This window comes from Lysobacter sp. CC-YZS074, assembly GCF_056739745.1.
Map to the genome: position 1 here is coordinate 751,544 of NZ_CP200301.1, position 23,304 is coordinate 774,847.

The window sequence follows — 23,304 nt, forward strand, 5'->3', positions numbered from 1 at the left end:
ATCAGTCGATCCCGAGCTTCTTCAGCTTGTAGCGCAACGCCCGGAAGGTGATGCCCAGCGCCGCTGCGGTGCGGGTCTTGTTGTAGCGGTTTTCCTGCAGGGCGTGCTGGATGGCGGCGCGCTCGATCTCCTCGATGTACGAGGGCAGGGCGCTGGTGGCGGTGTCGCGCGGGTCGACGGTGCGTGGGTCGATGCCGTTGGCCGCGGCGGCGGTCTGCGGGGTCTGCACCGGCGCCGGGTTGACCGACCTGGGCAGGCTGAGGTCGTCGGCGCCGAGCGTCTCGCCGTCGGCCAGTGCCAGCGCGCGCTCGAGGATGTTCTCGAGCTCGCGGACGTTGCCGGGAAAGGAATACTGCTGCAGTGCTTCGAGTGCGTCGTCGCCCAGCCTCGGTGCCGGGCGGTCCTGATGGGCGGCCAGGCGCTGGAGGATCTTCTCCGACAGGCCGGCGAGGTCTTCGCGGCGTTCGCGCAGCGGCGGCACGCGCAGTTCGATGACGTTGATGCGGTAGTAGAGGTCCTGCCGGAAGCGGCCGTCGGCCACCATCGGCGCGAGATCCTTGTGGGTCGCCGACAGGATGCGGACGTCGACGGTGACTTCGGCGTTGGCGCCGACCGGCTTGATCGACTTTTCCTGGATGGCGCGCAGCAGCTTGACCTGCATCGCCAGCGGCAGCTCGGCGACCTCGTCGAGGAACAGAGTGCCGCCGTCGGCGCTCTGGAACAGCCCGGGCTTGTCGGCATGGGCGCCGGTAAAGCTGCCCTTCTTGTGGCCGAAGAACTCGCTCTCCATCAGCTCGGATGGGATGGCGCCGCAGTTGACCGGCACGAACGGCCCGGTGGCGCGGCCGCCTTCGGCGTGGATGGTGCGGGCGACCAGTTCCTTGCCGACGCCGGATTCGCCGGCGATGTACACCGGCGCCTGGCTGCGGGCCACCTTGGCGATGGTCTGGCGCAGCGAGGCCATTGCGGGCGATTCGCCGTACAGGCGGGAGGCCACGGTATCGGTGGCGGGGGCGTGTTCGGTTTCGCCCAGTTCCAGCGCATGGCGGACCAGGTCGCGTAGCACGCCCAGTTCGACCGGCTTGGAGACGAAATCGAACGCGCCGGCCTTGAGCGCTTCCACCGCAGCTTCGACATTGCCGAAGGCGGTGATCATCGCGACCGGGGTGTTGGGGTGCTTCTGGGTGATTTCGGCGATCAGGTCGATGCCCGAACCATCCGGCAGGCGCATGTCGGTCAGGCAGAGGTCGTACTGGTTGCGCGCCAGCTGTGCGCGCGCGTCCGCCAGGCTGGATGCGGTATCGCAACGCAGCCCCATGCGGCCCAGGGTCATGACCAACAACTCGCGGATATCGCGCTCGTCGTCGACCACCAGTGCACTACGCGTTTCTGCCATCCGATCCTCCGGGCGTCACAATAGCTTAACAAGCTGTGGCGGCCAAACGTCAGTCACCGGGCGCTTTTTGGCGCGTTTGTGACCCGTGTGGGCAGGCCGACTCCCGGCCCGATGCCAGTTATCGGCCGGAGTCGGGTAAGCTTTAGCGGTCTACGGAGAGACGCACATGAACAGCGGAGCATCTGTTCCCCGCGCGGTCCTGGCCGCGCTGTCGCGCTTCAGCGGCGACGATCGCCTGTATTCCCTGGAACTGGATCCCCCCGCCGGCCTGATGTCGGCCGATCTGGTGGTCGAGCGCTGGCAGGGATGGGAGGCGCTTTCGAGCGGTTACGAGTGGTGGGTGGACGTGCTGTCGGTCGACGCGCGCCTGCCGCTGGAGGAGTTCCTGGGGCGGTCCGCGACGTTGTGGACCCGCGGCGCCGACGGCGGGCGCATTCCCCGTAGCGGGCTCGTCCGGGAGGCGGCGTGCATCGGTTCCGATGGCGGGCTGGCGCGTTACCGCCTGTGCTTGGTGCCGTGGACCTGGCTGTTGACGCAGGGTCGTCACAGCCGGGTGTTCCAGGACGCGACCGTGGCGGAGATTGCCGAGGCTGTGTTCGCCGGCTACGCCCCGTTGGCGGCGTGGCAGGTGGGCGACGAGGTCGGTCCATTCCTCGCCGGGGCGCGGCCGCGCAGCTACTGCGTCCAGTACCGCGAGACCGATTTCGACTTCATCAGCCGGCTGCTGGCCGAGGAGGGTCTCGGGTGGCGGCTGGAGCAGGCCGGGGATGCGCCCGCCGGGCACCGATTGGTGGTGTTTGCCCGTAGTGACGAAGCGCCGCAGGACCGCACCGCCGAAGCCGGTGCCGGCATCCGCTTCCACCGCAGCGATGCCACCGAAGCCGCCGACACCATCCAGGCCCTCGGCAGCAGTGGCGGCATCGAGTCGACCGCGCTCACGCTGCTGAGCCACGACTACAAGGCGGGGGCGCTCGGCGTCAGTGTGCCGTTGGGCGGATCGCGGGACACCGCTGCGTTGCTGGAGGTCTATGACCCCGCCGGAACCTACGCGTTCGCCGACCAGCCCGAGGCGGCGCGTTATGCCGGACTGCTGGCCGACGCCCGGATGGCCCAGCGCAACCAGTGGCTCGGGCAGTCCAGCGTCCGCAGCTTCCGCGCCGGCCAGTGGTTCACCGTACTGGATGCACCCGTGGGATCGATGGGTGCCGACGCGGCGGCGACACCGGAAGAGCTGTTGCTGGTGTCGGTAAGGCAGATGGGTATCAACAACCTGCCCGATGCGGTCCGCGACGGGGTTGTCGACGTGCTGGGCGAGGCGGCCCCGATGCCGGTCGAAGGCATGGGTGCGACCACGTGGGCCGCGGTGCGGACCCGGGCGGCCGCCGTGGGATACGGCAACACGTTCGTTGCCGTCCCGCGTGCGCAGCCGTGGCGGCCGGTGCTTGCCGATGAAACCGGTGCGCGCCTGAACCCCCGGCCGACCGCGCCGGGCTATCAGAGCGCGATCGTGGTGGGCGAAGGCGGCAGTACGGCCGGCGACCTGCACAGCGACGCGCTGGGGCGGGTCAAGGTGCGTTTCCACTTCCAGCAGCCCGGCGGCGGATCCTCCGGCCATAGTTGCTGGCTGCGGGTAAGCCAGCGCTACGCCGGTCCTGGCGTCGGCAGCCAGTTCCTGCCCCGTATCGGACAGGAGGTGCTGGTCGGTTTCCTCGACGGCGACATCGACCGTCCGGTGATCGTCGGCTCCCTGTACAACGGCCAGGGCGAAGCGGGCGTGGCACCGACGCCCGGCGGGCAGGACGCGCCCGGATCACAGGCCGACAGGGGTCGCGACCTGTACGCACAGGCGGGGGATCACCGCCCCAGCGCGCAGGCCAACCTGGCCGGCGGGAACGCCCCGGCGTGGCACGGCATGAGCGGCGACGCCGCTGGCCACCGCAACCCGGCGGCGCTGTCCGGCGTGAAGAGCAAGGAGTTCGGCGGCAGCGGGCACAACCGGCTGGTGTTCGACGACAGCGACGGCCAGCTGCGCCTGCAACTGGCCACCACCCAAGCCGCCAGCGAGCTCAACCTCGGCCACCTGATCCACCAGGCCGACAACTTCCGCGGCAGCTTCCGCGGTGAAGGCTTCGAGCTGCGTACCGACCAGTGGGGCGCCGTGCGCGGCCAGCGGGGCTTGTGGATCTCCGCCTACCGCAACGACCGTGACGCCCCTGCCGGCGAGCACGTTTCCGCCGCCGCGCTGTTGAAGCAGGCCACGCAGCTGGGCCAAGCCTTCAGTGACATCGCCGGTACCCATCTGACCGTCAAGCTGGCCGCGCATCAGGGCGCTGCCAAGGCCGACCAGTCGGTGCTGATCGACGAGCAGGCGCCGCTGGCCGCCCTGCACGCCAGCGCCGCGACCACCGTCGCCGGCAGTAGCTACCCGGACGCCGCGGCCGACGCCTCGCAACGCAACACCGCCGCCGGCCCCGACCGCATCCCCCACAGCGGCGACGCCCTGCTCGGACTGTCGGCCCCGGCCGGCATCGGTCTGGTCGCCGGCCAGGGCCTGCACTGGAGCACCGGCGAGACCCTGACCGTCGCCAGCGGCGCCGACAGCAACCTCGCCATCGCCGGCGACCTGCGCATCCACGCCGGACAGGCGATCGGCTGGCTGGCCGGCGCGGTCAAAGGCCAGGCCACCGCCGCCCACGCGCTGGCGCTCGTCAGCGCCGAAGGCGAACTGCGGCTGGAAGCGCAGAACGATGTGCTGAAGCTGCAGTCGAAGGACCAGCTGCAAGTCATCAGCGCCAACGCCGAAGTCGAGCTGGCGGCCGGCAAGACCGTGCACCTGGCCACCGAGGGCGGCGCGAGCATCACGATCGATGGCGGGAATATCAGCATCGCGTGCCCGGGGAACATCTCCGTGCATGCAGGGAAGAAGTCTTTTGTGGGGCCGACACAACTCTCGCGAGAGATGAACGCGTGGCCAGAGGCCAGATTCAACGAAGGTTTCGAGTTGCGCGATCCGGCCGGCGAGCTGATCGCCGATATGCCGTACAAACTTACGCGTGCGGATGGTGCTGTCATCCGGGGGGTGACGGACGCCAAAGGCCGTATACCTGTTCAACAGGGTCTTGGATTGGAGCGTCTCGTGATCGAAATTCTGCAACAAGGCAATGGAGACTCGGCCGGATGAGCAACGACGTGAACGATGCTGGCGGCCAACGCAGTGCGGGTGCCCTTTTCGGGGCTTCGGGAAACCCCCGCTTCGAATGGCAACTGTCCAGCACCACGTTCAACGATATGGTTAAGCTGGTGGTCCAGGACAAAGTTCTTCCAGTGATCTTTGTTCCTGGAATCATGGGATCCAACCTGATGAGCAACGATCCAGCGCAGGATGAGGTCTGGAGGCTGGACACGACCCTAGGGCAGCCGCTCGGACTTGCTCGGAGAATGAGCTTCAGTGGTGCTGCGACGCGACAGAGGCAGATGCATCCGGCACGTACCGCCGTAGACCCCCGCGGCTCAGTCCCTAGCAGACTAGTAGGGTCGATCTCAAGACAGCAGCAGTACAGCGACGAGCGGTTCTGGGGGGAAGTTTCGGAGGGAAGCTACCACTCATTCCTGCTGTGGCTGGAAGACCGTCTCAACGGTCAAGGTGCGAATCCAGCCAACTGGCAGGACTTCTATTACACGGCAATGAGCGCGGCTCCTGCGCGAGGACAAGGGAAGGCCGAGCCAGTTCTGCATCCTGGGATCCCAATGCGAATGAGGGCATTCGAGCCACACCGGTATGCCGAGGCGACCAGTACCAAAGGTGTCGCCGCCGAGTCGATCCTGTCGGACGATCTGCTCAGGAGAGCCAAATTTCGGATGCCTGTTTATGCATGCGGATACAACTGGCTCGAATCTAATTCGGTCGCGGCCGATCGCCTTCGCGCAAGGGTCGATGACGTCATCAGCGCCAACAATCGAGGTAGATTCAAGTGCGATCAGGTGATCCTGGTTACCCATTCGATGGGGGGTCTGGTCGCGCGGCGCTGCGCGTCGATGGCGGGAATGGGCGACAAGATTGCCGGGGTTGTTCATGGAGTCATGCCTGCGGTAGGCGCTGCAGTTGCTTATCGTCGATGCAAAATTGGAATGCGCGACGAAAGCTTTGTTGCCGGACTGGTCATCGGCAGTAATGGTCGCGAAGTCACGGCGGTGTTCGCTCAAGCCCCGGGGGCTCTACAACTACTTCCCACGGCCGAGTATCAAAAAGGCTGGCTGAAGATCAAAGGCGAGGACGGTCGCGAAACCGAATCCTTGCCAGCCAGCGATCCTTACGAGGAGATCTATCTGCAGCGTGATCGATGGTGGGGACTCGTGCGACCTGAATGGCTACGCCCGCAAGGCGGTCGGCCGCTGTCATGGAACGAGTACGTACTCAACATAAGGGCCGCAAAGAGTTTTCACCAACAGATTAGTGGGAAGTACCACGGCACCACGTATGTGTATTACGGCGCGGACCCGGATGTCGCGAGCTTCGAGCGCGTCCATTGGCGGATGAAACGAGGGTTGGCTCCAGATTCGAGGAGCCGTCCCACAGCCCAGCAGGTAGGCGACATGGGGTTTGATGACGTTAGGGACAGGGGCTCTAACCCGCTTTACGTTGGCGGCAAGACCGAATACACGCAGAGCTACGGAGGCGGTATGTGGGGTGGTGGTTCCACTAGCACCTATGAAACCAGCTATTGGGAGATTAGTGCGGCCAAGCAAGATGGAGGTGGCGACGGCACTGTCCCCACGAGTTCGGGACGGGCGCCATTGCTTAACACAAGTTCAACGGGGAGTATCCGGCAGCAATTCCGAATGCGCGGATTCGAGCACGAGCCTTCGTATAAGAATGAGCAGGCGCAGTTCGCGACGTTGTTCTCCATTCAGAAGATTGCAGCTTCTGCGCGATTGGCAACGTGAGCGAAAACTTCTTTAGATCGTTATTTTTCGTCGCCATGGGCTTCCTTGGGGCGGGTTGCAACGGCAATAGCGGGGAACTCGGGATGGCGAGTGAGCTGGATATGGAAATGAGAAACATCTGCGTCGGAAGATATCTGATGGATATCCCTGTAAACCTGAAGCGACAGCAGAGGGGCATCGACAGCGGAGGAGATGCGACCTTCTACTTCGGCCGGAACGAGGACTTCACGAAAATCGATGTGACGGTAGGTAGCGCTCAGGGAAGAGACGCGTTCGAATCCGCAGTTCTCGTCCGTGAGGGTGAGCTCCGACAGAGGCAGCACTTCTCGACCGATGGCCCGATGCTCCTCTCGCGCGAGGGTCTCAGCTCTGGGGCAGAGTTCCTCTCTTTCTATGCGAGTCGCGACTCGACGGAAGCCATTAGGCTGGAGGTACACGGGCTGCTGAACGAGGCTCACGTCGTGTTGGCTGAAACGGCATACTCCGCCGAGACCAGGGCCAGCATCCAATCGAGACTGATCGCCATGCTATCGTCGCTTCGGAGCTTGAAAGTCGCAGGGCGCGGCGGACGGGGCTTCTGCGTTGGTGATGTCATTTTCGATCTTGAAAGCGACTATGAAGAGGCAGAATTCGCCTACGCGGGAAGTTTGGACGGCGTCCCAACAAGACTTCAGATCGACATCAATACCTTTGAGCAAGCTCCGGATGAGCCTGCCCTAATTGAACGCGGCGAATCCAACCTCGAAGGATTGGGCATCCGCTCGGAGAGGTTGAAAGCGGGATCCCGTCTGCTCGCCGGTGAGGCCGGAGACGAGTGGCTGGGTGCGTTCGTTGAGAATGATCAACGGCTGCATGGGTTCTATGCGGAAACCCGTACGCGTAAGCCCACGCGGGAAAGCCCGAAGGTTTTAGTAAGCCTTTCGACGGGTGACGAGGACGCTGGCCCTATTGGGCGCAGCATGGATGATGACCTTGCAGTTGCGCTGTGGGAGAGCGTCCTGAAGTCGATGAGAAAGCGATCCGAGTGAAGTAGGCCAGCAATCCGAATGCAAAAAGTCACACTCGGGACTTCGCGCCAGTGGGGCACGAGGGTGCACCGAGGTGCGGTACGCAACGTTCTGAACTCACGCATTGCGCCCGGCGACCGAAACCGCCGCTGGTTGAGCGAATCAGTCCGCTTCACCGGAAAAAGCAAGACCGAGTCCGCGCACCGAGAGTACATGGCGAACAACGCTCTTCAGCAAGGTGAGATTTATCGCAGGTTTGTGACTAAGGCCGTGGAGTGACTCAGCGGCTCAATGCTCCGTATTCCCCCGCACCGCCGCCGCCGACAACCGCACCCGGAAGCAGCTCCCCCCCGCCGGCAACGGCACGAAGTCCAGCGACGCCTGGTTCGCGCGGCACAGCTCGCGGGCGATGTAGAGGCCCAGGCCGGTGCCGTGGCCGGAGGTGGTGAAAAACGGACGGAACAGCTGCTGGGCGACCCGCTCGGGGATGCCGGGGCCGCGGTCGATCACATCGATGGTCGGCTGGCCGTGGGGGTCGACCTGCACATGCAGGGTGACCCGAGCCGGCTCGCCCGGCAGGCGACCGTAGGTGAGCGCGTTGTGCACCAGCACGGTCAGGATCTGGTGCAGCTGGCGCGGATCGGCGAGGGTGGCGATCTGGGGCCGGCTGGCGGTCGCGCGCAGGGTGTCGTCCTCCAGCGGATGGCCGGCGCGGTATTCGTCGACGAAGTGGCGGGTGAGCGCCACCAGCTCCACGTATTCGGGCTTGGCCGGTTCACGCCGGGCGAGGCCGAGCACGTTTTCGACGATCCCGTTCATGCGCACGCCCTGCTGGCGGATGATTTCGAGCAGGCGGCGATCGGCGGTCGGGATGTCGTCGGATTCCTCCAGCAGCTGGACGGCGTAGTTGATCGCGGCGAGCGGGTTGCGGATTTCGTGGGCGAGGCTGGCGGAGAAGCGCCCGAGCGTGGCCAGGGTCATCGACTCGGCCTTGCGGGACACCAGCGAAGTGTCGTCGAGAAAGATCAGGGTCTGGTCGCTGCCGGCCAGCAGGCGGGTGAAGCGCGGGACGACTTCGGGCTGGTCCGGAGCGATCTGCAGCGGTGTTTCGTCGGCCTTGCCGTCGTGCCGCCAGGCGGTCAGGCGGCGGGCAAGCTCCGGCAGGGCCACGCCCAGATCGCGGTGCCCGTCGCCGGCATCGCCCAGCAGCAGCGTGGCCGCTTCGTTGGCAAGCCGCACCCGGTTGTGCCCGTCCACCAGCAGCACGCCGGTGCGCAGGCGGCGGATGATCAGCTCGTTGACTTCGGTCAGGTGCGCGGTCTCGACGCCGCGCTGTTCGGCCAGGTCGTAGCTGGCGCGCATCTGGCGGCCGAGGATGCTGGTAAGGGTGGCGATTGCGAGATAGCCGATGGCGAACATGATCGGCTCGGCGAGCATCCGCGTGCTGTCGTCGAGCACGGCGCTCCAGACGTGCTCGACGATGATCCCCACCGATGCGAGCGCCGCCGCGCCCAGGCCGAAGCGCGCCCGCAGCAGCAGCGCCGCGGCGCCGACGTTGAATATCAGCATCAGCGCGATGCCCGCGCCGGCGGCGGGAAGGGCGTGGATCGCCAGCAGGCCGAAGAACAGGTCGGTGGCGATGCCGGCCAGCGCGTTGCCCCGCAGGTCGCCACGGCGGCCGAAAAGGAACAGCAGCGAGCCGATGAACAGATAGGAGATCGCCACCGCGCGGGCCAGCAGCTCGTGGCGCGGCGGTCCGATCATGTCGGCCACCGGCCCGAACAGCACCAGCACCAGCATCGACGCCTCGAGCAACCGGTACAGCGTGTAGAAGTACAGCTCGCGCCGCAGCGCGCTGTCCGCGTCGCCGGTAGCGGCCGCTGTGGTGGCTGGCGACAAGCGTGTATTCCCCAAGCGTGTATCCCCGTGCAGACCCCGTCGCGAGTATAGGTCCGGCATCGCGCCGGGGCCGGATTTTGCCCGGCCCGCCCCGATCGGCGACAATGGCCGGCCCCCTCGCGCCCGCGCCGCTTGCCGGTCGCCTCCGCTTGGGACTGTCTTCCATTCCCCTCGGTGACGCATGAACTTTCACGAATACCAGGCAAAGCAGCTGTTTGCCGAATACGGCATTGCTGTGCCGGCCGGGCGCATCGCGCGCACTCCCGAAGAGGCCGTCGAGGCCGCCAAGTCCATCCCCGGCGACCTGTGGGTGGTCAAGGCCCAGATCCACGCCGGCGGCCGCGGCAAGGCCGGCGGCGTCAAGCTGGCGAAGAACTACGATGAAGTGAAGCAGTATGCCGCGGCGATGCTCGGCACGAAGATGGAGACCTACCAGTCGGCCGGCGTCGCGCTGCCGATCGACACCGTGCTGATTTCCGAGGGCACCGACATCGACAAGGAGCTGTACCTGTCGGTGCTGGTCGACCGCGGCACCCAGTCGGTGACCTTCATCGCCTCCGCCGAGGGCGGCATGGAGATCGAGCAGGTCGCCGCCGAGAAGCCCGACGCGATCAAGACCATCAACGTCAACTACGTCGAGGGCCTGCAGCCGTACCAGTGCCGCGCGCTGGGCTTCGACCTGGGGCTGAATGCCAAGCAGACCAACCAGCTGACCAAGATCATGCTGGGCCTGTTCAAGCTGTTCCACGAGAAGGACCTGGCGCTGGTCGAGCTGAACCCGCTGGCGATCCTCACCAACGGCAACCTCGCGGTGCTCGACGGCAAGGTCAACTCCGACGACAACGCCAACTTCCGCCACCCGGAGCTGGTCGCCATGCGCGACATCCGCCAGGAGGACGAGACCGAGGTCAAGGCCAGCCAGCACGACCTCAACTACGTCACCATGGACGGCAATATCGGCTGCATGGTCAACGGCGCCGGCCTGGCGATGGCCACCATGGACGTGATCAAGCTCAACGGCGGCGAGCCGGCGAACTTCCTCGACGTCGGCGGCGGCGCCACCAAGGAGCGCGTGACCGAGGCGTTCAAGCTGATCCTGTCAAGCGACAGGGTGAAGGCGATCTTCGTCAACATCTTCGGCGGCATCGTCCGCTGCGACATGATCGCCGAGGGCATCATCGCGGCGGTCAAGGAAGTCGACGTCAAGGTGCCGGTGATCGTGCGCCTGGAAGGCACCAACGTGGACGCCGGCAAGGAACTGCTGAAGAACTCCGGCCTGGCGATCACGCCGGCCGACGACATCAACGATGGCGCCCGCAAGGCGGTCGCCGCCGTTTCGGGCAAGTGAGGCAGGACTGACATGAGCGTTTTGATCAACAAGGACACCAAGGTCATCGTCCAGGGCTTCACCGGCTCGCAGGGCACCTTCCACGCCGAGCAGATGCTCGAGTACGGCACCAAGGTCGTCGGTGGCGTCACCCCCGGCAAGGGCGGCACCGAGCACCTCGGCCTGCCGGTCTTCAACACCGTGCAGGACGCGGTCGACCAGACCGGCGCCGACGCCTCGGTCATCTACGTGCCGCCGCCGTTCGCGGCCGACGCGATCCTCGAGGCGGCCGACGCCGGCATCAAGGTCATCGTCTGCATCACCGAGGGCATCCCGGTGCTGGACATGCTGCGCGTCAAGAACGTCCTCAACGACTTCGACGACGTCACCCTGATCGGACCGAACTGCCCCGGCGTGATCACCCCGGGCGAGTGCAAGATCGGCATCATGCCGGGGCACATCCACAGCGTCGGCAAGGTCGGCATCGTGTCGCGTTCGGGCACCCTGACCTATGAAGCGGTCAAGCAGACCACCGCGGCCGGCCTCGGCCAGTCGACCGTCATCGGCATCGGTGGCGACCCGATCAACGGCACCAACTTCATCGACGCGCTGAAGCTGTTCCAGGACGACCCGCAGACCGAGGGCATCATCATGGTCGGCGAGATCGGCGGCTCGGCCGAGGAAGAGGCGGCCGAGTTCATCAGCCAGTACGTGACCAAGCCGGTGGTCGGCTTCATCGCCGGCGCCAGTGCCCCGAAGGGCAAGCGCATGGGCCATGCCGGCGCGATCGCGTCGGGCGGTTCGGGCACGGCCGAAGGCAAGTTCGCCGCGATGGAAGCGGCGGGCGTGACCACGGTGAAGTCGCCGGGCGATCTCGGCGAGGCGATCGCCAAGCGCCTGGCCAAGTAAGCCGCCGCCGTATCGAAGAAAAAGGCCACCTCCGGGTGGCCTTTTTCGTTCGCCTCTCCGCGTCCCGACGCGGCCGTCGCCTTCACGGGCACGGCCGTACCGTGGGCTTTCTGGAACAATGTCCCGCTCGGAACCGATACGACGCCGCCATGAGCCAGCCCATCCGCATCGCCCTCGCCCAGTTCGACTTCCCGGTCGGCGCCGTGTTCGACAACGCCGAGCGGATCATCGAGTTCATTATCGAGGCGCGTGACGAGTGCGGCGCCGACCTGGTGCTGTTTCCCGAGCTGGCGCTCAGTGGCTACCCGCCGGAAGACCTGCTGCTGCGGCCGGGTTTCCTGCATGACTGCCACCGGGCGATGGAGCGCATCGCCGCGGCGGCGACCGGCGTCACCGCCATCGTCGGCTGGCCCGAGTCGCACGGCCCGGTGGTCTACAACGCCGCCAGCATCCTGCGCGGCGGACGGATCGAGCACACCTACCGCAAACGCGAACTGCCCAATTACGCGGTGTTCGACGAGCGCCGCTACTTCGTGGTCGACCCCGATGGCGGCGACTGCGTGTTCGAGCTCAACGGCGTGCGCGTCGGCCTGCTGATCTGCGAGGACATGTGGTTCGCCGAGCCGCTGCACACCACCGTGCAGGCGGGTGCCGAGCTGATCGTGTCGATCAACGCCTCGCCGTTCGAACGCGACAAGCACGCGCGGCGCGACGCGCTGCTGGAGGACGCCACGCGCCAGTACGGGGTGCCGATCGCGTATGTGAACTGCGTCGGCGGACAGGACGCGGTGGTGTTCGACGGCGGTTCGCTGGTGGCCGAGGGCAACGGCACCGTGCGGCCGGCCGCGGCGGCATTCACCGAGCAGATGCTGGTGGTCGACTTCGACCCGGAGACGCGCGGCTTCCGCGCCGTGGACTGGATGGAGGACGGGGACGAGAGCCGCGATGCCCTGGCCTGGCGCGCGGTGGTGCGCGGCACCCGCGACTACTGCGTCAAGAACGGTTTCAGGAAGGCGTGGCTGGGGTTGTCCGGTGGCCTGGATTCCGCGGTCTGCCTGGCGATCGCGGTCGATGCGCTGGGCGCCGAGAACGTCACCGCGGTGCGGATGCCATCGCGCTACACCGCCGGGCTCTCCAACGACCTCGCCGCCGAGCAGTGCGCCGAGCAGGGCGTGAAGCTGCTGACGCTGGCGATCGAGAAGCCGTTCCAGGGCTATCTGGACACGCTGGCCGAGCTGTTCGAAGGCGAGCCGGTCGACACCACCGAGGAGAATCTGCAGTCGCGCACCCGCGGCGCGATGCTGATGGCGCTGACCAACAAGTTCCATGGCCTGCTGCTGACCACCGGCAACAAGAGCGAGTACGCAGTCGGCTACGCCACCATCTACGGCGACATGGCCGGCGGCTACGCGCCGCTGAAGGACCTGTACAAGACCGAGGTCTACGAGCTGGCGCGCTGGCGCAACACGGTCGGCGACCCGGTGATTCCGGTCGGGGTGATCGAGCGGCCGCCATCGGCCGAGCTGCGCGCCGACCAGAAGGACCAGGACTCGCTGCCGCCGTACGACGTGCTCGACGCCATCCTCGCGCGCTACATCGATCAGGAACAGTCGCGCGAGGAGATCACCGCGGCCGGCTTCGGGGCCGAGACGGTCGACCGGGTGCTGCACCTGGTCCGGATCAGCGAGTGGAAGCGCCACCAGGCCGCGCCGGGGCCGAAGGTGTCGCGGCGCGCGTTCGGCCGCGAGCGGCGGTATCCGATCAGCAACGGGTACAAAGGCTAGGCCCGCCGCGCTTTTGTAGGAGCGGCTTCAGCCGCGATCGATAATCGTCCGCCCGCGGCGGGTTCCGGATCGCGGCTGGAGCCGCTCCTACAGGAGCCCGGGCTTCGAAACGGGCAAACAGAAACGCCGCCCGGAGGCGGCGTTGTCGTATCCCGGCGGGGGCGACCTACTCGTCGTTGTCCAGCGCCGACTTCTCGCCCGCGAACGGGTTCAGCTTGCGCCAGTCGCTCGGGTAGTCCGGCCAGTCGCCGCTGAGGTACGGATGGTCCGGCTCGTTCTCGACCAGCACCCGGCGGGCGTCGTTCGCCAGCGCCTCGTTGCCGAGCCCGGTGTACGCCGCGGCGAGCGTGGCGACCGCGTCGTTCTGGTAGCGGCTCTGCGGGTAGGTTTCCAGCAGGTAGGTGGCGCGTTCGGCGGCGGCGACGTAGGCGGTGCGGCGCAGGTAATACAGCGCGACATCCAGCTCGTGGCGGGCGAACAGGTCGCGCAGCTCGGCCATGCGGGTCTTGGCGTCGGCGGCATAGCGGCTGTTGGGGTAGCGGTCGACCACGATCTGGAAGTCGTTGTACGCCTGCATCGGCGTGGCGAGGTCGCGCCGGCTGGCGTCGAGCTTCCAGACGCGCTGCAGGAACACGGTGTCGCGGCTGGAGTTCACCAGCCCGCGCAGGTAGTACATGTACGACGCCAGACGGTGGGTCGGGTAGGTGCGCAGGAAGCGGTCGATGCTGCTGATCGCCTCCTCGTGCTTGCCGGCCTTGTACTGCGCGTACGCGGTCTCGACCAGCGCCTGCTCGGTGTATGGGCCGTACGGGTACTGCGCGACCAGCCGCTTGAAGGTGGTTTCGGCGCTGGACCAGTTGCCGCGCGTCATCGAGGTATGCGCCTTTTCGTAGAGCTCCTCGACCGGCACGCCTTCGTTGGCATCCTCGTCCTTGAACATCTTGCCGAAGCGGGCGCAGCCGCTGGCGAACACCGCCAGGGCCAGCAACAGGACGACGGTCCGCAGGAGGGGGCGCAGCGGGGCGGGGCGATGGGTCATGGTCGAGATCAACGGGCGCCGGGGGCACGAAGCGCCGATAATAGCAGTCCCGCGCGCAGCGCCCTTAACCCTGGCCACCCGATGACCGAGCCCGCCGTCGCCCTCCAAGCCGTGGTGCCCGACAGCGCCGCCGGCCGCCGTTTCGACGCGGTGCTGGCCGAGCTTTTCCCGGACTATTCGCGCTCGCGGCTGGCCGGCTGGATCAAGTCGGGACAGGTGCTGCTGGACGGCCGGGAAGCGCGCCCGCGTGATCCGGTCCACGGCGGCGAGCAGGTCACCGTCAACGCCGTACTCGAGGTGCAGACCCGCTCGGAGCCGCAGGACATCGCGCTGGACGTGCTGTTCGAGGACGAGCACGTGATCGTGATCGACAAGCCGGCCGGGCTGGTGGTCCACCCGGGTGCCGGCAACCCCGACGGTACCCTCGTCAACGCCCTGCTCAACAAGGATCCGGCCCTGAATGCGCTGCCGCGGGCGGGCATCGTCCACCGGCTCGACAAGGACACTTCGGGAGTCATGGTGGTCGCCCGCACGCTGGTTGCCCACACCGCGCTGGTCGACCAGCTGTCGGCGCGCGAGGTCCACCGGCAGTACCTGGCCGTGGTTTCCGGGGCGCTGGTATCCGGCGGTACCGCCGACGCGCCGATCGACCGCCATCCGCGCGACCGGATCCGCATGGCCGTGCGCGAGGATGGCCGCGAGGCGGTGACCCACTACCGCCTGCGCGAACGCTTCCGCGCCCACACCCTGCTGGAGTGCCGGCTGGAGACCGGTCGTACCCACCAGATCCGCGTACACATGGCCCATCTCAAGCACCCGATCATCGGCGACCCGCTGTACGGCGGATCGCTGAAGCTGCCGCGCGGGGCGACCGACGAATTGGTGGCGGCCCTCCGCGGATTCCGCCGCCAGGCGCTGCACGCCGAAACGCTGGAGTTCGCCCATCCGGTGACGGGCGAGCCCGTCCGGACCAGCGCACCGGTGCCGGCCGACATGCAGGCGCTGGTGGCCGCGTTGCAGGACGACCACCGCGCCGCCGCCGAACGGGGGCGCTGAGGCGATGCATCCGGCCCTGCTCGCCGCCGACTGGCCCGCGCCACCGGGCGTGCGGGGCTTCACCACGCTGCGCCACGGCGCAGGGGGGTCGCAGGCGCCCTTCGACACCTTCAACATGGGCCTGCGCTGCGGTGACGATCCGGCGGCGGTGACGCGCAATCGCGGGGAGCTGGTCGGGTTGGCCCGGTTGCCGGCGGCACCGGTGTGGCTGCGCCAGGTGCACGGCACGGAAGTGTTTCGGGTTGGCAGCCACGCCGGCACGCCACGCGGCAATCCGCCCCGTCCCGTTGCCGAAGCCGCTGCCGGAGCCCCGCCGGAGCGGGCAGAGGTGACCGGTCCGGCCGCGCGGGACGTGGCAGCCGGACGGGACTCTGGGAATGCCGAGCCGGAAGCCGACGCGGCGGTCACGTCCGTGCCGGGCGCGGTGCTCGCCATCCTCACCGCCGACTGCCTGCCGGTGCTGTTCTGCGCCGGTGACGGCAGCGAAGTCGGCGCCGCCCACGCCGGCTGGCGCGGGCTGGCGGCGGGGGTGCTGGAAGCCACCGTCGCTGAGATGGCAACCCCGCCTGAGCGGTTGATGGCCTGGCTCGGGCCGGCCGCGGGGCCGGCGAGTTACGAGATCGGCACCGAGGTCCACAACGCTTTCGTCTCGCGGGACGCGGACGCCGTCGACGCGTTCACTCCCACCCGTCCGGAGCACTGGCGTGTCGACCTGTATGCACTGGCACGTCGGCGGCTGGAAAAGGCGGGGCTCTCCGCAGGCCGGATTTCCGGTGGCGGCTTGTGCACGATCGCCGATCCGCAGCGGTTCTACTCGCACCGACGCGACCAGCACACCGGTCGGCTGGCGACGATGGTGTGGATCGAGCCGCCGAAATGACCGCGTCGCGCGTGCAGAAGCGTCGCGTGTATTGCCCGGTCGAACAGGCCGCGGGCCTTTGCAGGAGCGGCTTCAGCCGCGATCGTGGAATCGGCGCGGGCGGACGATCATCCGATCGCGGCTGAAGCCGCTCCTACAGCAGCCCGTTCGACGGCCCGTCGATCCGGGGGGACTGCTCGGTGTCCCCCTCACGCCGCCCGCAACGTCTGCAGGTAGCTGCGGCGCCAGTCGGTGATGTCGTGGTCGCGCAGGCAGCCCATCATCGATTGCCAGCGTTCCCGCCGCTCTTCCAGCGGCATCTCGATCGCGCGGGCGATGGCGGCGGCGACGCCGTCGAGGTCGTACGGATTCACCTGCAGCGCCTGGTCGAGCTCGCGCGCGGCACCGGCGAAGCTCGACAGCACCAGCACGCCGGGGTCGTCGGGGTCCTGCGCGGCGACGTATTCCTTGGCGACCAGGTTCATGCCGTCGCGCAGCGGAGTCACCAGTCCGACCCGCGCCAGCCGGTAGAAGCCGGTGAGCGACGCGTGCGGGAAGTTGCGGTTGACGTAGCGCATCGGCGTCCAGTCGGGCTCGGCATGGCCACCGTTGATGTGCCCGGCGAGCTGCTCCAGTTCGCTGCGCAACGCCTGGTACTCGATCACCTCGCCACGCGACACCGGCGCGATCTGCAGGTAGGTCAGCCGGCCGAGCTGGTCGGGGTACTGCTGCAGGTAGCGCTCGAACGCGCGGAAACGTTCGGGCAGCCCCTTGGAGTAATCCAGCCGGTCCACGCCGATTGCCAGCGCGCGGCCCGACAGGCTGCGCGCCAAGCGCTTGTAGGACGACTTGTCTTCCGCCTCGGCCGCCTGCCGGGCGATGGCCGCGGTGTCGATGCTGATCGGGAAGGCGCCCGCGCGCAGGCGCCGGCCGCCGGCGGTCTCCAGCACGCCATGCTCGATCACCCGGCCACGCCCGAACAGCCGCACGTAGTCCTGGAAACGCTCGAGGTCGCGGCTGGTCTGGAAGCCGACGAGATCGTGCGCCGACAGGCCCTCGAACAGCCGCCCGTGCTGCGGCAGCGCGGCCAGCAGGTCCGACGAGGGCATCGGCACGTGCAGGAAGAACCCGAGCCGGCAGCGCACCCCGCGCTCGCGCAGCAGCGCCGCCAGCGGGATCAGGTGGTAGTCGTGGATCCACACCACGTCGTCGTCGCGCAGCAGCGGCGCAAGCCGGTCGGCGAACAGCGCGTTGACCCGGTGGTAGGCGTCCCAGGTTTCACGGCTGTAGTCGACCAGGTCGACCCGGAAGTGCAGCAGCGGCCACAGCGTGCGGTTGGCGAAGCCGTTGTAGTAGTCGTCGTGGTCCTCGCGCGAGAGGTCGATGGTGACGTAGTCGATGTTGCCGGCGCTCTGCTCGTGCAGCTGGCCGGACGTGTCGGGGTCGATCCGGCCGCTCCAGCCGAACCACAGGCCGCCGGTCTCTTCCAGCGCCGCCTGCAGCGCCACCGCCAGCCCGCCCGAGCTCTGCTGGCCGGGCAGCGCGACCCGGTTGGACACCACCACCAGCCGGCTCACGTCGCGTCCTGCCACGGCCGGCTCAGGCGCATCGCGGCGATGATCAGGCCGACGTGCGAGTAGGTCTGCGGGAAGTTGCCCCAGGCTTCTCCGTCCTCGAACGCGAGGTCCTCCGACAGCAGCCCGAGATGGTTGCGCCGCGCCAGCACGCGCTCGAACAGCGCCCGCGCCTCCTCGCCCCGGCCGATCGCGGCGAGCGCGTCGATGTACCAGAACGTGCAGATGGTGAAGCTGGTCTCTGGAACGCCGAAATCATCCGGTGCGATGTAGCGGAACAGGCCGTCGCCCTTCCGCAGGTCACGACCGATCGCTTCGACCGTGCCGACGAAGCGCGGGTCGTTGGCGGCGACGAAGCCGAGGTCGGCGAGCAGCAGCAACGAGGCGTCCAGCCGGTGACCGCCGAACGCGTCGACGAAGTGGCCGCGTTGCGCGTCGAACCCTTCGGCGATGATCCGCTCGTGCACGATGTCCGCGCGCTGGCGCCAGTGGCGCACGCGGCCGGGCAGGCGCAGATGGACCGCGATCCGCGCCAGCCGGTCGCAGGCCGCCCAGCACATTACCGCCGAATAGGTGTGGACCTCGGTCCGGCCGCGGAACTCCCACAGGCCGGCATCGGGCTGGTCGTGCAGGGCGAACGCGCGCTCGCCGATGGATTCGAGCCGTTCGAACATCGCCACGTCGCCCGGGTGCTCCAGGCGCTGGTCGAAGAACAGCTGGGTCGAGGCCAGCACCACGCTGCCGTAGACGTCGTGCTGCTTCTGCAACCAGGCCAGGTTGCCGCGCCGCACCGGCCCCATGCCGCGGTAGCCGGCGAGGGTGCCGACCTCGTCCTCGGCGAGTTCGCGCTCGTAGCCGATGCCATACAGCGGCTGCAGGTCCTCCTCGTCGGTGCTGGCGATGTTGAACACGTAGCCGAGGTACCCCTCCATGGTCCGGGTCGCGCCGAGGCGGTTGAGCGCGCGCACCACGAACGCGGCATCGCGCAGCCAGCAGTAGCGGTAGTCCCAGTTGCGCACGGTGTGCGGCGCTTCGGGGATCGACGTGGTCATCGCCGCGACGATCGCGCCGGTTTCCTCGTACTGGCACAGCTTCAGCGTGATCGCGCTGCGGATCACCGCGTCCTGCCACTCCAGCGGGATCGACAGCGAGCGCACCCAGTCGCGCCAGTAGGCGACGGTGCGCTGCTGCGCGCTGCGGGCGAAGTCGGCGACCGGCTGGGTCAGGGTCTCGTCCGGGCCGAGCACGAAGTGGCGCTCGCGGTCGAGCAGGAACGGCAGCGCCTCGCGCACCATCCGGATTGGCGTGTCGGTGGTCAGCCGCAGGGTGAAGTCGGGCAGCAGGTAGCGGATGTGGTTGCTGCCCCAGGTGGTCTCGGGTGCCTGTGCACCGTAGTCGACCAGCGGCCGCAAGCGGACGCGGATGCGCGGGCTGCCCGCAATCGGGCGAACCCGGCGGACCAGCATCACCGGCCGGTAGAAGCGGTCGAACTGGTGCCAGCGCGGGGCGAAGTCGGTGATCTCGACCGCGCCGCCGTGTCGGTCGCGCAGCACCGTCCGCAGCACCGCGGTGTTGGGCAGGTACTGCTGCTCGCTGCCTTCCGCGCCTTCCAGCGCGTCCTCCAGTTCGATCAGGAAATCGCCGCCGGGCTGGGCGGTCGGCTCCAGCAGGGCGCAGAACGCCGGGTCGGCATCGAACGCGGGAATGCAGCCCCAGACGATGCGCCCGCGCGGGTTGATCAGGGCCGCGATGCTGCCGTTGCCGACCAGCCCCAGGTCGAGGCTGCCGCCGCCCCGGCAGAACGGCGTATCCGTGGTGGCCGGACTCATGCCGCGGCTCCCGTGCTCATTCGGGCACCGCGACCCAGCCATTCGAAGACCGCCGCCGGGTCGCCCAGCCCGTGTCGGGCGATGCTGGGACGACGACCGCCGACCAGCACCGCCAAGCCACCGTGGCCGAGCACGATTTCGAAGCCGTGTTCGTCGGTCAGGTCGTCGCCGACGAACACCGGCGTGCGACCGGCGAACGGGGGCTCGTCCAGCATCGCGGCGATCGCGGTGCCCTTGTCGCCACCGGACGGGCGGAGCTCCACCACCTGGTTGCCGTGCTGCAGGCGGTAATCGTGCAGCCACGGCAGCGCGGCGCCGGCGAGCCCGCGGAACGGCTCCTCGGCCTCGGGGTTGCCGCGCCAGTGCAGGGCCAGGGTGGCGCCCTTGTCCTCGACCACCGCTCCCGGGTAACGCGCGGTCAGCGCCCGGGCGTTGTCCCGCAATTGTTCGAGCGGCACCGCCGGTGCGGGGGCGTCGACGCGGTCGCCGGCGTGGCGCCGCTCCAAACCGTGCAGGCCGGCCGCGGGCAGGTGCAGCGGCGCGAACAGGTCGTCGAGTTGCGCCAGCGAGCGGCCGCTGACCAGCGCCAGCGCGCCCTGCAGCCGGCGCTGCAGGCGGCCAAGCGCCTCCACCAGCCCGGGGCGCACGCGTACGCCCGCCGGGGTGTCGGAAAAGTCGAGCAGGGTGCCGTCGACGTCGAGGAACAGCGCCCAATCGTCGGCAATGGCCGGCGGGGGCGGCAGGTCGGTCATGCGGGAATCCATGCACGCGATTCTGAACAGAAGGGTGTAAGGATCGGGTGGACGTGCGCGCCACCGGCGGCCGCGCCGCTTGGCGCCTTGAAGCGTTGGGCTGCGGACCGCATCTGCTTGGCATTGCGGCACGCGCCGCTCCGATATCCGAGGAACCCACCATGCGAATGGACAAGCTCACTTCGCGCTTCCAGCAGGCGCTCGCCGATGCGCAGTCGCTCGCGGTCGGGCGCGACCACAGCGTGATCGAACCGGCGCACCTGATGGCCGCGCTCATCGACCAGTCCGGCGGCAGCACCCGGCCGCTGCTGTCGCAGGCCGGCGTCAACGTGCCACTGCTGCGCGAGCGCCTCGGCGAGGCGCTGGAGAAACTGCCGAAGGTGACCGGGCAGGCCGGCAACGTCAGCGTCGGCAACGACCTGTCGCGCCTGCTCAACGTCACCGACAAACTGGCGCAGCAGCGCGGCGACGCGTTCATCGCCTCCGAGCTGTTCCTGCTGGCCGCGCTGGACGACGGCGGCGAGCTCGGCCGCGCGCTAAAGGCCGCCGGTGCCGACAGGGCGCGCATCGAGGCCGCGATCGACAAGGTTCGCGGCGGCGAGAGCGTGCAGTCGGAGAATGCCGAGGACCAGCGCCAGGCGCTGGAGAAGTTCACCATCGACATGACCGCGCGCGCCGAGTCCGGAAAGCTCGACCCGGTGATCGGCCGCGACGAGGAGATCCGCCGCACGATCCAGGTGCTGCAGCGCCGGACCAAGAACAACCCGGTGCTGATCGGCGAGCCGGGTGTGGGTAAAACGGCGATCGTCGAAGGGCTGGCCCAGCGCATCGTCAACAACGAGGTGCCCGAGGGCCTGCGCGGCAAGCGCCTGCTGAGCCTCGACATGGGCGCGCTGATCGCCGGCGCGAAGTTCCGCGGCGAATTCGAGGAGCGCCTGAAGGGCGTGCTCAACGACTTGGCCAAGAACGAGGGCCAGATCATCCTGTTCATCGACGAACTGCACACGATGGTCGGCGCAGGGAAGGCCGAGGGCTCGATGGACGCCGGCAACATGCTCAAGCCCGCGCTGGCCCGCGGCGAGCTGCACTGCATCGGCGCGACCACGCTCGACGAGTACCGCAAGTACGTCGAGAAGGACGCCGCGCTGGAGCGCCGGTTCCAGAAGGTGTTCGTCGGCGAGCCGAGCGTGGAGGACACCATCGCGATCCTGCGCGGGCTCAAGGAGAAGTACGCGGTCCACCACGGCGTGGAGATCACCGACCCGGCGATCGTCGCCGCAGCCACCCTGAGCCACCGCTACATCGCCGACCGCCAGCTGCCCGACAAGGCGATCGACCTGATGGACGAGGCCGCGTCGCGCATCCGCATGGAGATCGACTCCAAGCCGGAGGAACTCGACCGCAAGGAACGCCGGCTGATCCAGCTGAAGATCCAGCGCGAGGCACTGAAGAAGGAGAAGGACGCCGAGTCGAAGCAGCGCCTGGCCGATCTCGAAGCCGAAATCGATGCGTTGGAGCGCGAGTTCAACGACCTCGAGGAGGTCTGGAAGGCCGAAAAGGCGACCCTGCAGGGCGCCACGAAGATCAAGGAGCAGATCGAGGCCGCCAAGCTCGAACTCGAGGCCGCCCAGCGCCGCCAGGACTACGCGCGCATGAGCGAGATCCAGTACGGCCAGCTGCCGCAACTGGAACAGCAGCTCAAGGCCGCGCAGGAAGCGGAGACGAAAGGCTTCACCCTGCTGCAGGACCGCGTCACCGCCGAGGAGATCGCCGAGGTGGTCGCGCGCTGGACCGGTATCCCGGTCAGCAAGATGCTCGAAGGCGAGCGCGAGAAGCTGCTGAAGATGGAGGAGCAGCTGCACGCCCGCGTGGTCGGCCAGGACGAGGCGATCAAGGTCGTGTCCGATGCGGTGCGGCGTTCACGCGCGGGGCTGTCCGACCCGGACCGGCCGAGCGGCAGCTTCCTGTTCCTCGGCCCCACCGGCGTCGGCAAGACCGAGTTGTGCAAGGCGCTGGCGGAATTCCTGTTCGACAGCACCGACGCGATGGTGCGCATCGACATGAGCGAGTTCATGGAGAAGCACGCGGTCAGCCGGCTGGTCGGCGCGCCCCCGGGCTACGTCGGCTACGAGGAGGGCGGCTACCTGACTGAGGCGGTGCGACGCCGGCCGTACAGCGTGATCCTGCTCGACGAGGTCGAGAAGGCGCACCCTGACGTGTTCAACATCCTGTTGCAGGTGCTCGACGACGGCCGCCTGACCGACGGCCAGGGACGCACGGTCGACTTCCGCAACACCGTGATCGTGATGACGAGCAACCTCGGCAGCCAGATGATCCAGGAGATGTCGGACAGCGACGACGATGCCGCCGGCTACACCCGGATGAAGGCGGCGGTGATGGGCGTGGTGCAGAGCCACTTTCGCCCCGAGTTCATCAACCGGCTCGACGACATCGTGGTGTTCCACCCGCTCGACAAGGCGCAGATCCGCGAGATCGCCAGGATCCAGATGACCGGGCTGGAGCGCCGGCTGGGCGAGCGTGGGCTGAAGCTGGAGCTGTCGGACGCGGCGCTGGCGCTGCTGGGCAACGTCGGTTTCGACCCGGTCTACGGCGCCCGCCCGCTCAAGCGCGCGATCCAGCAGCAGCTGGAGAACTCGCTGGCGCAGCGGATCCTGTCGGGCGAGTTCACCAGTGGCGAGGTGATCCGGGTGGACGCCGAGGGCGGGGCGCTGGTGTTCCGCAAGGGGTGAGCTGGACGCATCGACGACAGGACGGTTCGTGCCGTCCTGTCATCTCGACATTGTCGGGTTCCGCCTTCGGCACCCGGCCATACCGGGCTGTCGGAGGAGCGGCTTCAGCCGCGATCGTGAAACCGGCGCGCTCGAACGATCCGATCGCGGCTGAAGCCGCTCCTACAACTGCACGTGGA

The 23,304-nt window shown here is 67.9% G+C and carries 15 protein-coding genes; 9 read left to right on the forward strand and 6 right to left on the reverse strand.

Features of this window, described 5'->3' with window-relative positions; translation table 11 throughout:
- Window position 1 precedes the first annotated feature (1 nt).
- Window positions 2-1,396: a sigma-54-dependent transcriptional regulator gene (locus tag U8331_RS03235; RefSeq protein ID WP_481132199.1), complete on the reverse strand. Its 1,395-nt coding sequence runs from the start codon at window positions 1,394-1,396 to the stop codon at window positions 2-4.
- A gap of 166 nt (window positions 1,397-1,562) precedes the next feature.
- Here U8331_RS03235 and U8331_RS03240 point away from each other — a divergent pair, with 166 nt between their 5' ends.
- The 3 genes from U8331_RS03240 to U8331_RS03250 are packed head-to-tail and all read left to right on the forward strand — an operon-like array spanning window position 1,563 to window position 7,368.
- Window positions 1,563-4,577, forward strand: a complete 3,015-nt coding sequence (locus U8331_RS03240) for a type VI secretion system Vgr family protein (protein WP_481132200.1) — start codon at window positions 1,563-1,565, stop codon at window positions 4,575-4,577.
- Window positions 4,574-6,340, forward strand: coding sequence for an esterase/lipase family protein (locus U8331_RS03245; RefSeq protein WP_481132201.1), 1,767 nt, complete (start codon window positions 4,574-4,576; stop codon window positions 6,338-6,340). The genes U8331_RS03240 and U8331_RS03245 overlap by 4 nt, the downstream gene beginning before the upstream one ends.
- Window positions 6,337-7,368, forward strand: coding sequence for a T6SS immunity protein Tli4 family protein (locus tag U8331_RS03250; RefSeq protein WP_481132202.1), 1,032 nt, complete (start codon window positions 6,337-6,339; stop codon window positions 7,366-7,368). Before U8331_RS03245 ends, U8331_RS03250 begins: the two co-directional genes overlap by 4 nt.
- A 267-nt stretch (window positions 7,369-7,635) precedes the next feature.
- Here U8331_RS03250 and U8331_RS03255 read toward each other — a convergent pair whose 3' ends face one another.
- Entirely contained in the window at window positions 7,636-9,246 is a 1,611-nt protein-coding gene (locus tag U8331_RS03255) for a sensor histidine kinase (protein ID WP_481132203.1), read from the reverse strand.
- 181 nt (window positions 9,247-9,427) lie between these two features.
- Here U8331_RS03255 and sucC point away from each other — a divergent pair, with 181 nt between their 5' ends.
- The 3 genes from sucC (at window position 9,428) to U8331_RS03270 (ending at window position 13,266) form a co-directional block, all read left to right on the forward strand.
- Window positions 9,428-10,594: an ADP-forming succinate--CoA ligase subunit beta gene (sucC, locus tag U8331_RS03260; protein WP_481132204.1), complete on the forward strand. Its 1,167-nt coding sequence runs from the start codon at window positions 9,428-9,430 to the stop codon at window positions 10,592-10,594.
- A 12-nt stretch (window positions 10,595-10,606) separates the two neighbouring features.
- Entirely contained in the window at window positions 10,607-11,482 is an 876-nt protein-coding gene (gene sucD, locus U8331_RS03265) for a succinate--CoA ligase subunit alpha (RefSeq protein ID WP_481132205.1), read from the forward strand.
- A gap of 149 nt (window positions 11,483-11,631) precedes the next feature.
- Window positions 11,632-13,266, forward strand: a complete 1,635-nt coding sequence (locus U8331_RS03270) for an NAD+ synthase (protein WP_481132206.1) — start codon at window positions 11,632-11,634, stop codon at window positions 13,264-13,266.
- A 166-nt stretch (window positions 13,267-13,432) separates the two neighbouring features.
- Here the strand turns inward: U8331_RS03270 and U8331_RS03275 are convergent, their stop codons facing one another.
- Entirely contained in the window at window positions 13,433-14,305 is an 873-nt protein-coding gene (locus U8331_RS03275; protein ID WP_481132207.1) for an outer membrane protein assembly factor BamD, read from the reverse strand.
- Window positions 14,306-14,386: 81 nt separating this feature from the next.
- Here U8331_RS03275 and rluD point away from each other — a divergent pair, with 81 nt between their 5' ends.
- Both rluD and pgeF read left to right on the forward strand, forming a co-directional pair.
- On the forward strand, window positions 14,387-15,361 hold the full coding sequence (gene rluD / locus U8331_RS03280) for a 23S rRNA pseudouridine(1911/1915/1917) synthase RluD (protein ID WP_481132208.1): 975 nt from the start codon (window positions 14,387-14,389) through the stop codon (window positions 15,359-15,361).
- A 4-nt stretch (window positions 15,362-15,365) separates the two neighbouring features.
- The gene (gene pgeF, locus U8331_RS03285; RefSeq protein WP_481132209.1) at window positions 15,366-16,241 is read left to right on the forward strand and encodes a peptidoglycan editing factor PgeF; all 876 of its coding nucleotides are present in this window, start codon (window positions 15,366-15,368) and stop codon (window positions 16,239-16,241) included.
- Between the two features lie 188 nt (window positions 16,242-16,429).
- Here the strand turns inward: pgeF and otsA are convergent, their stop codons facing one another.
- From otsA to otsB, 3 genes are read right to left on the reverse strand one after another with little or no spacing between them, the layout of a single operon-like run.
- Window positions 16,430-17,797, reverse strand: a complete 1,368-nt coding sequence (otsA, locus tag U8331_RS03290) for an alpha,alpha-trehalose-phosphate synthase (UDP-forming) (RefSeq protein ID WP_481132878.1) — start codon at window positions 17,795-17,797, stop codon at window positions 16,430-16,432.
- Window positions 17,794-19,623 carry a glycoside hydrolase family 15 protein gene (locus U8331_RS03295; RefSeq protein ID WP_481132210.1) on the reverse strand — a complete coding sequence of 610 codons (1,830 nt, stop codon included), beginning with the start codon at window positions 19,621-19,623 and terminating at the stop codon, window positions 17,794-17,796. Before U8331_RS03295 ends, otsA begins: the two co-directional genes overlap by 4 nt.
- Window positions 19,620-20,375: a trehalose-phosphatase gene (otsB, locus tag U8331_RS03300; protein ID WP_481132211.1), complete on the reverse strand. Its 756-nt coding sequence runs from the start codon at window positions 20,373-20,375 to the stop codon at window positions 19,620-19,622. The genes U8331_RS03295 and otsB overlap by 4 nt, the downstream gene beginning before the upstream one ends.
- 161 nt (window positions 20,376-20,536) lie before the next feature.
- Here otsB and clpB point away from each other — a divergent pair, with 161 nt between their 5' ends.
- Entirely contained in the window at window positions 20,537-23,125 is a 2,589-nt protein-coding gene (clpB, locus tag U8331_RS03305) for an ATP-dependent chaperone ClpB (protein ID WP_481132212.1), read from the forward strand.
- Window positions 23,126-23,304 lie beyond the last annotated feature (179 nt).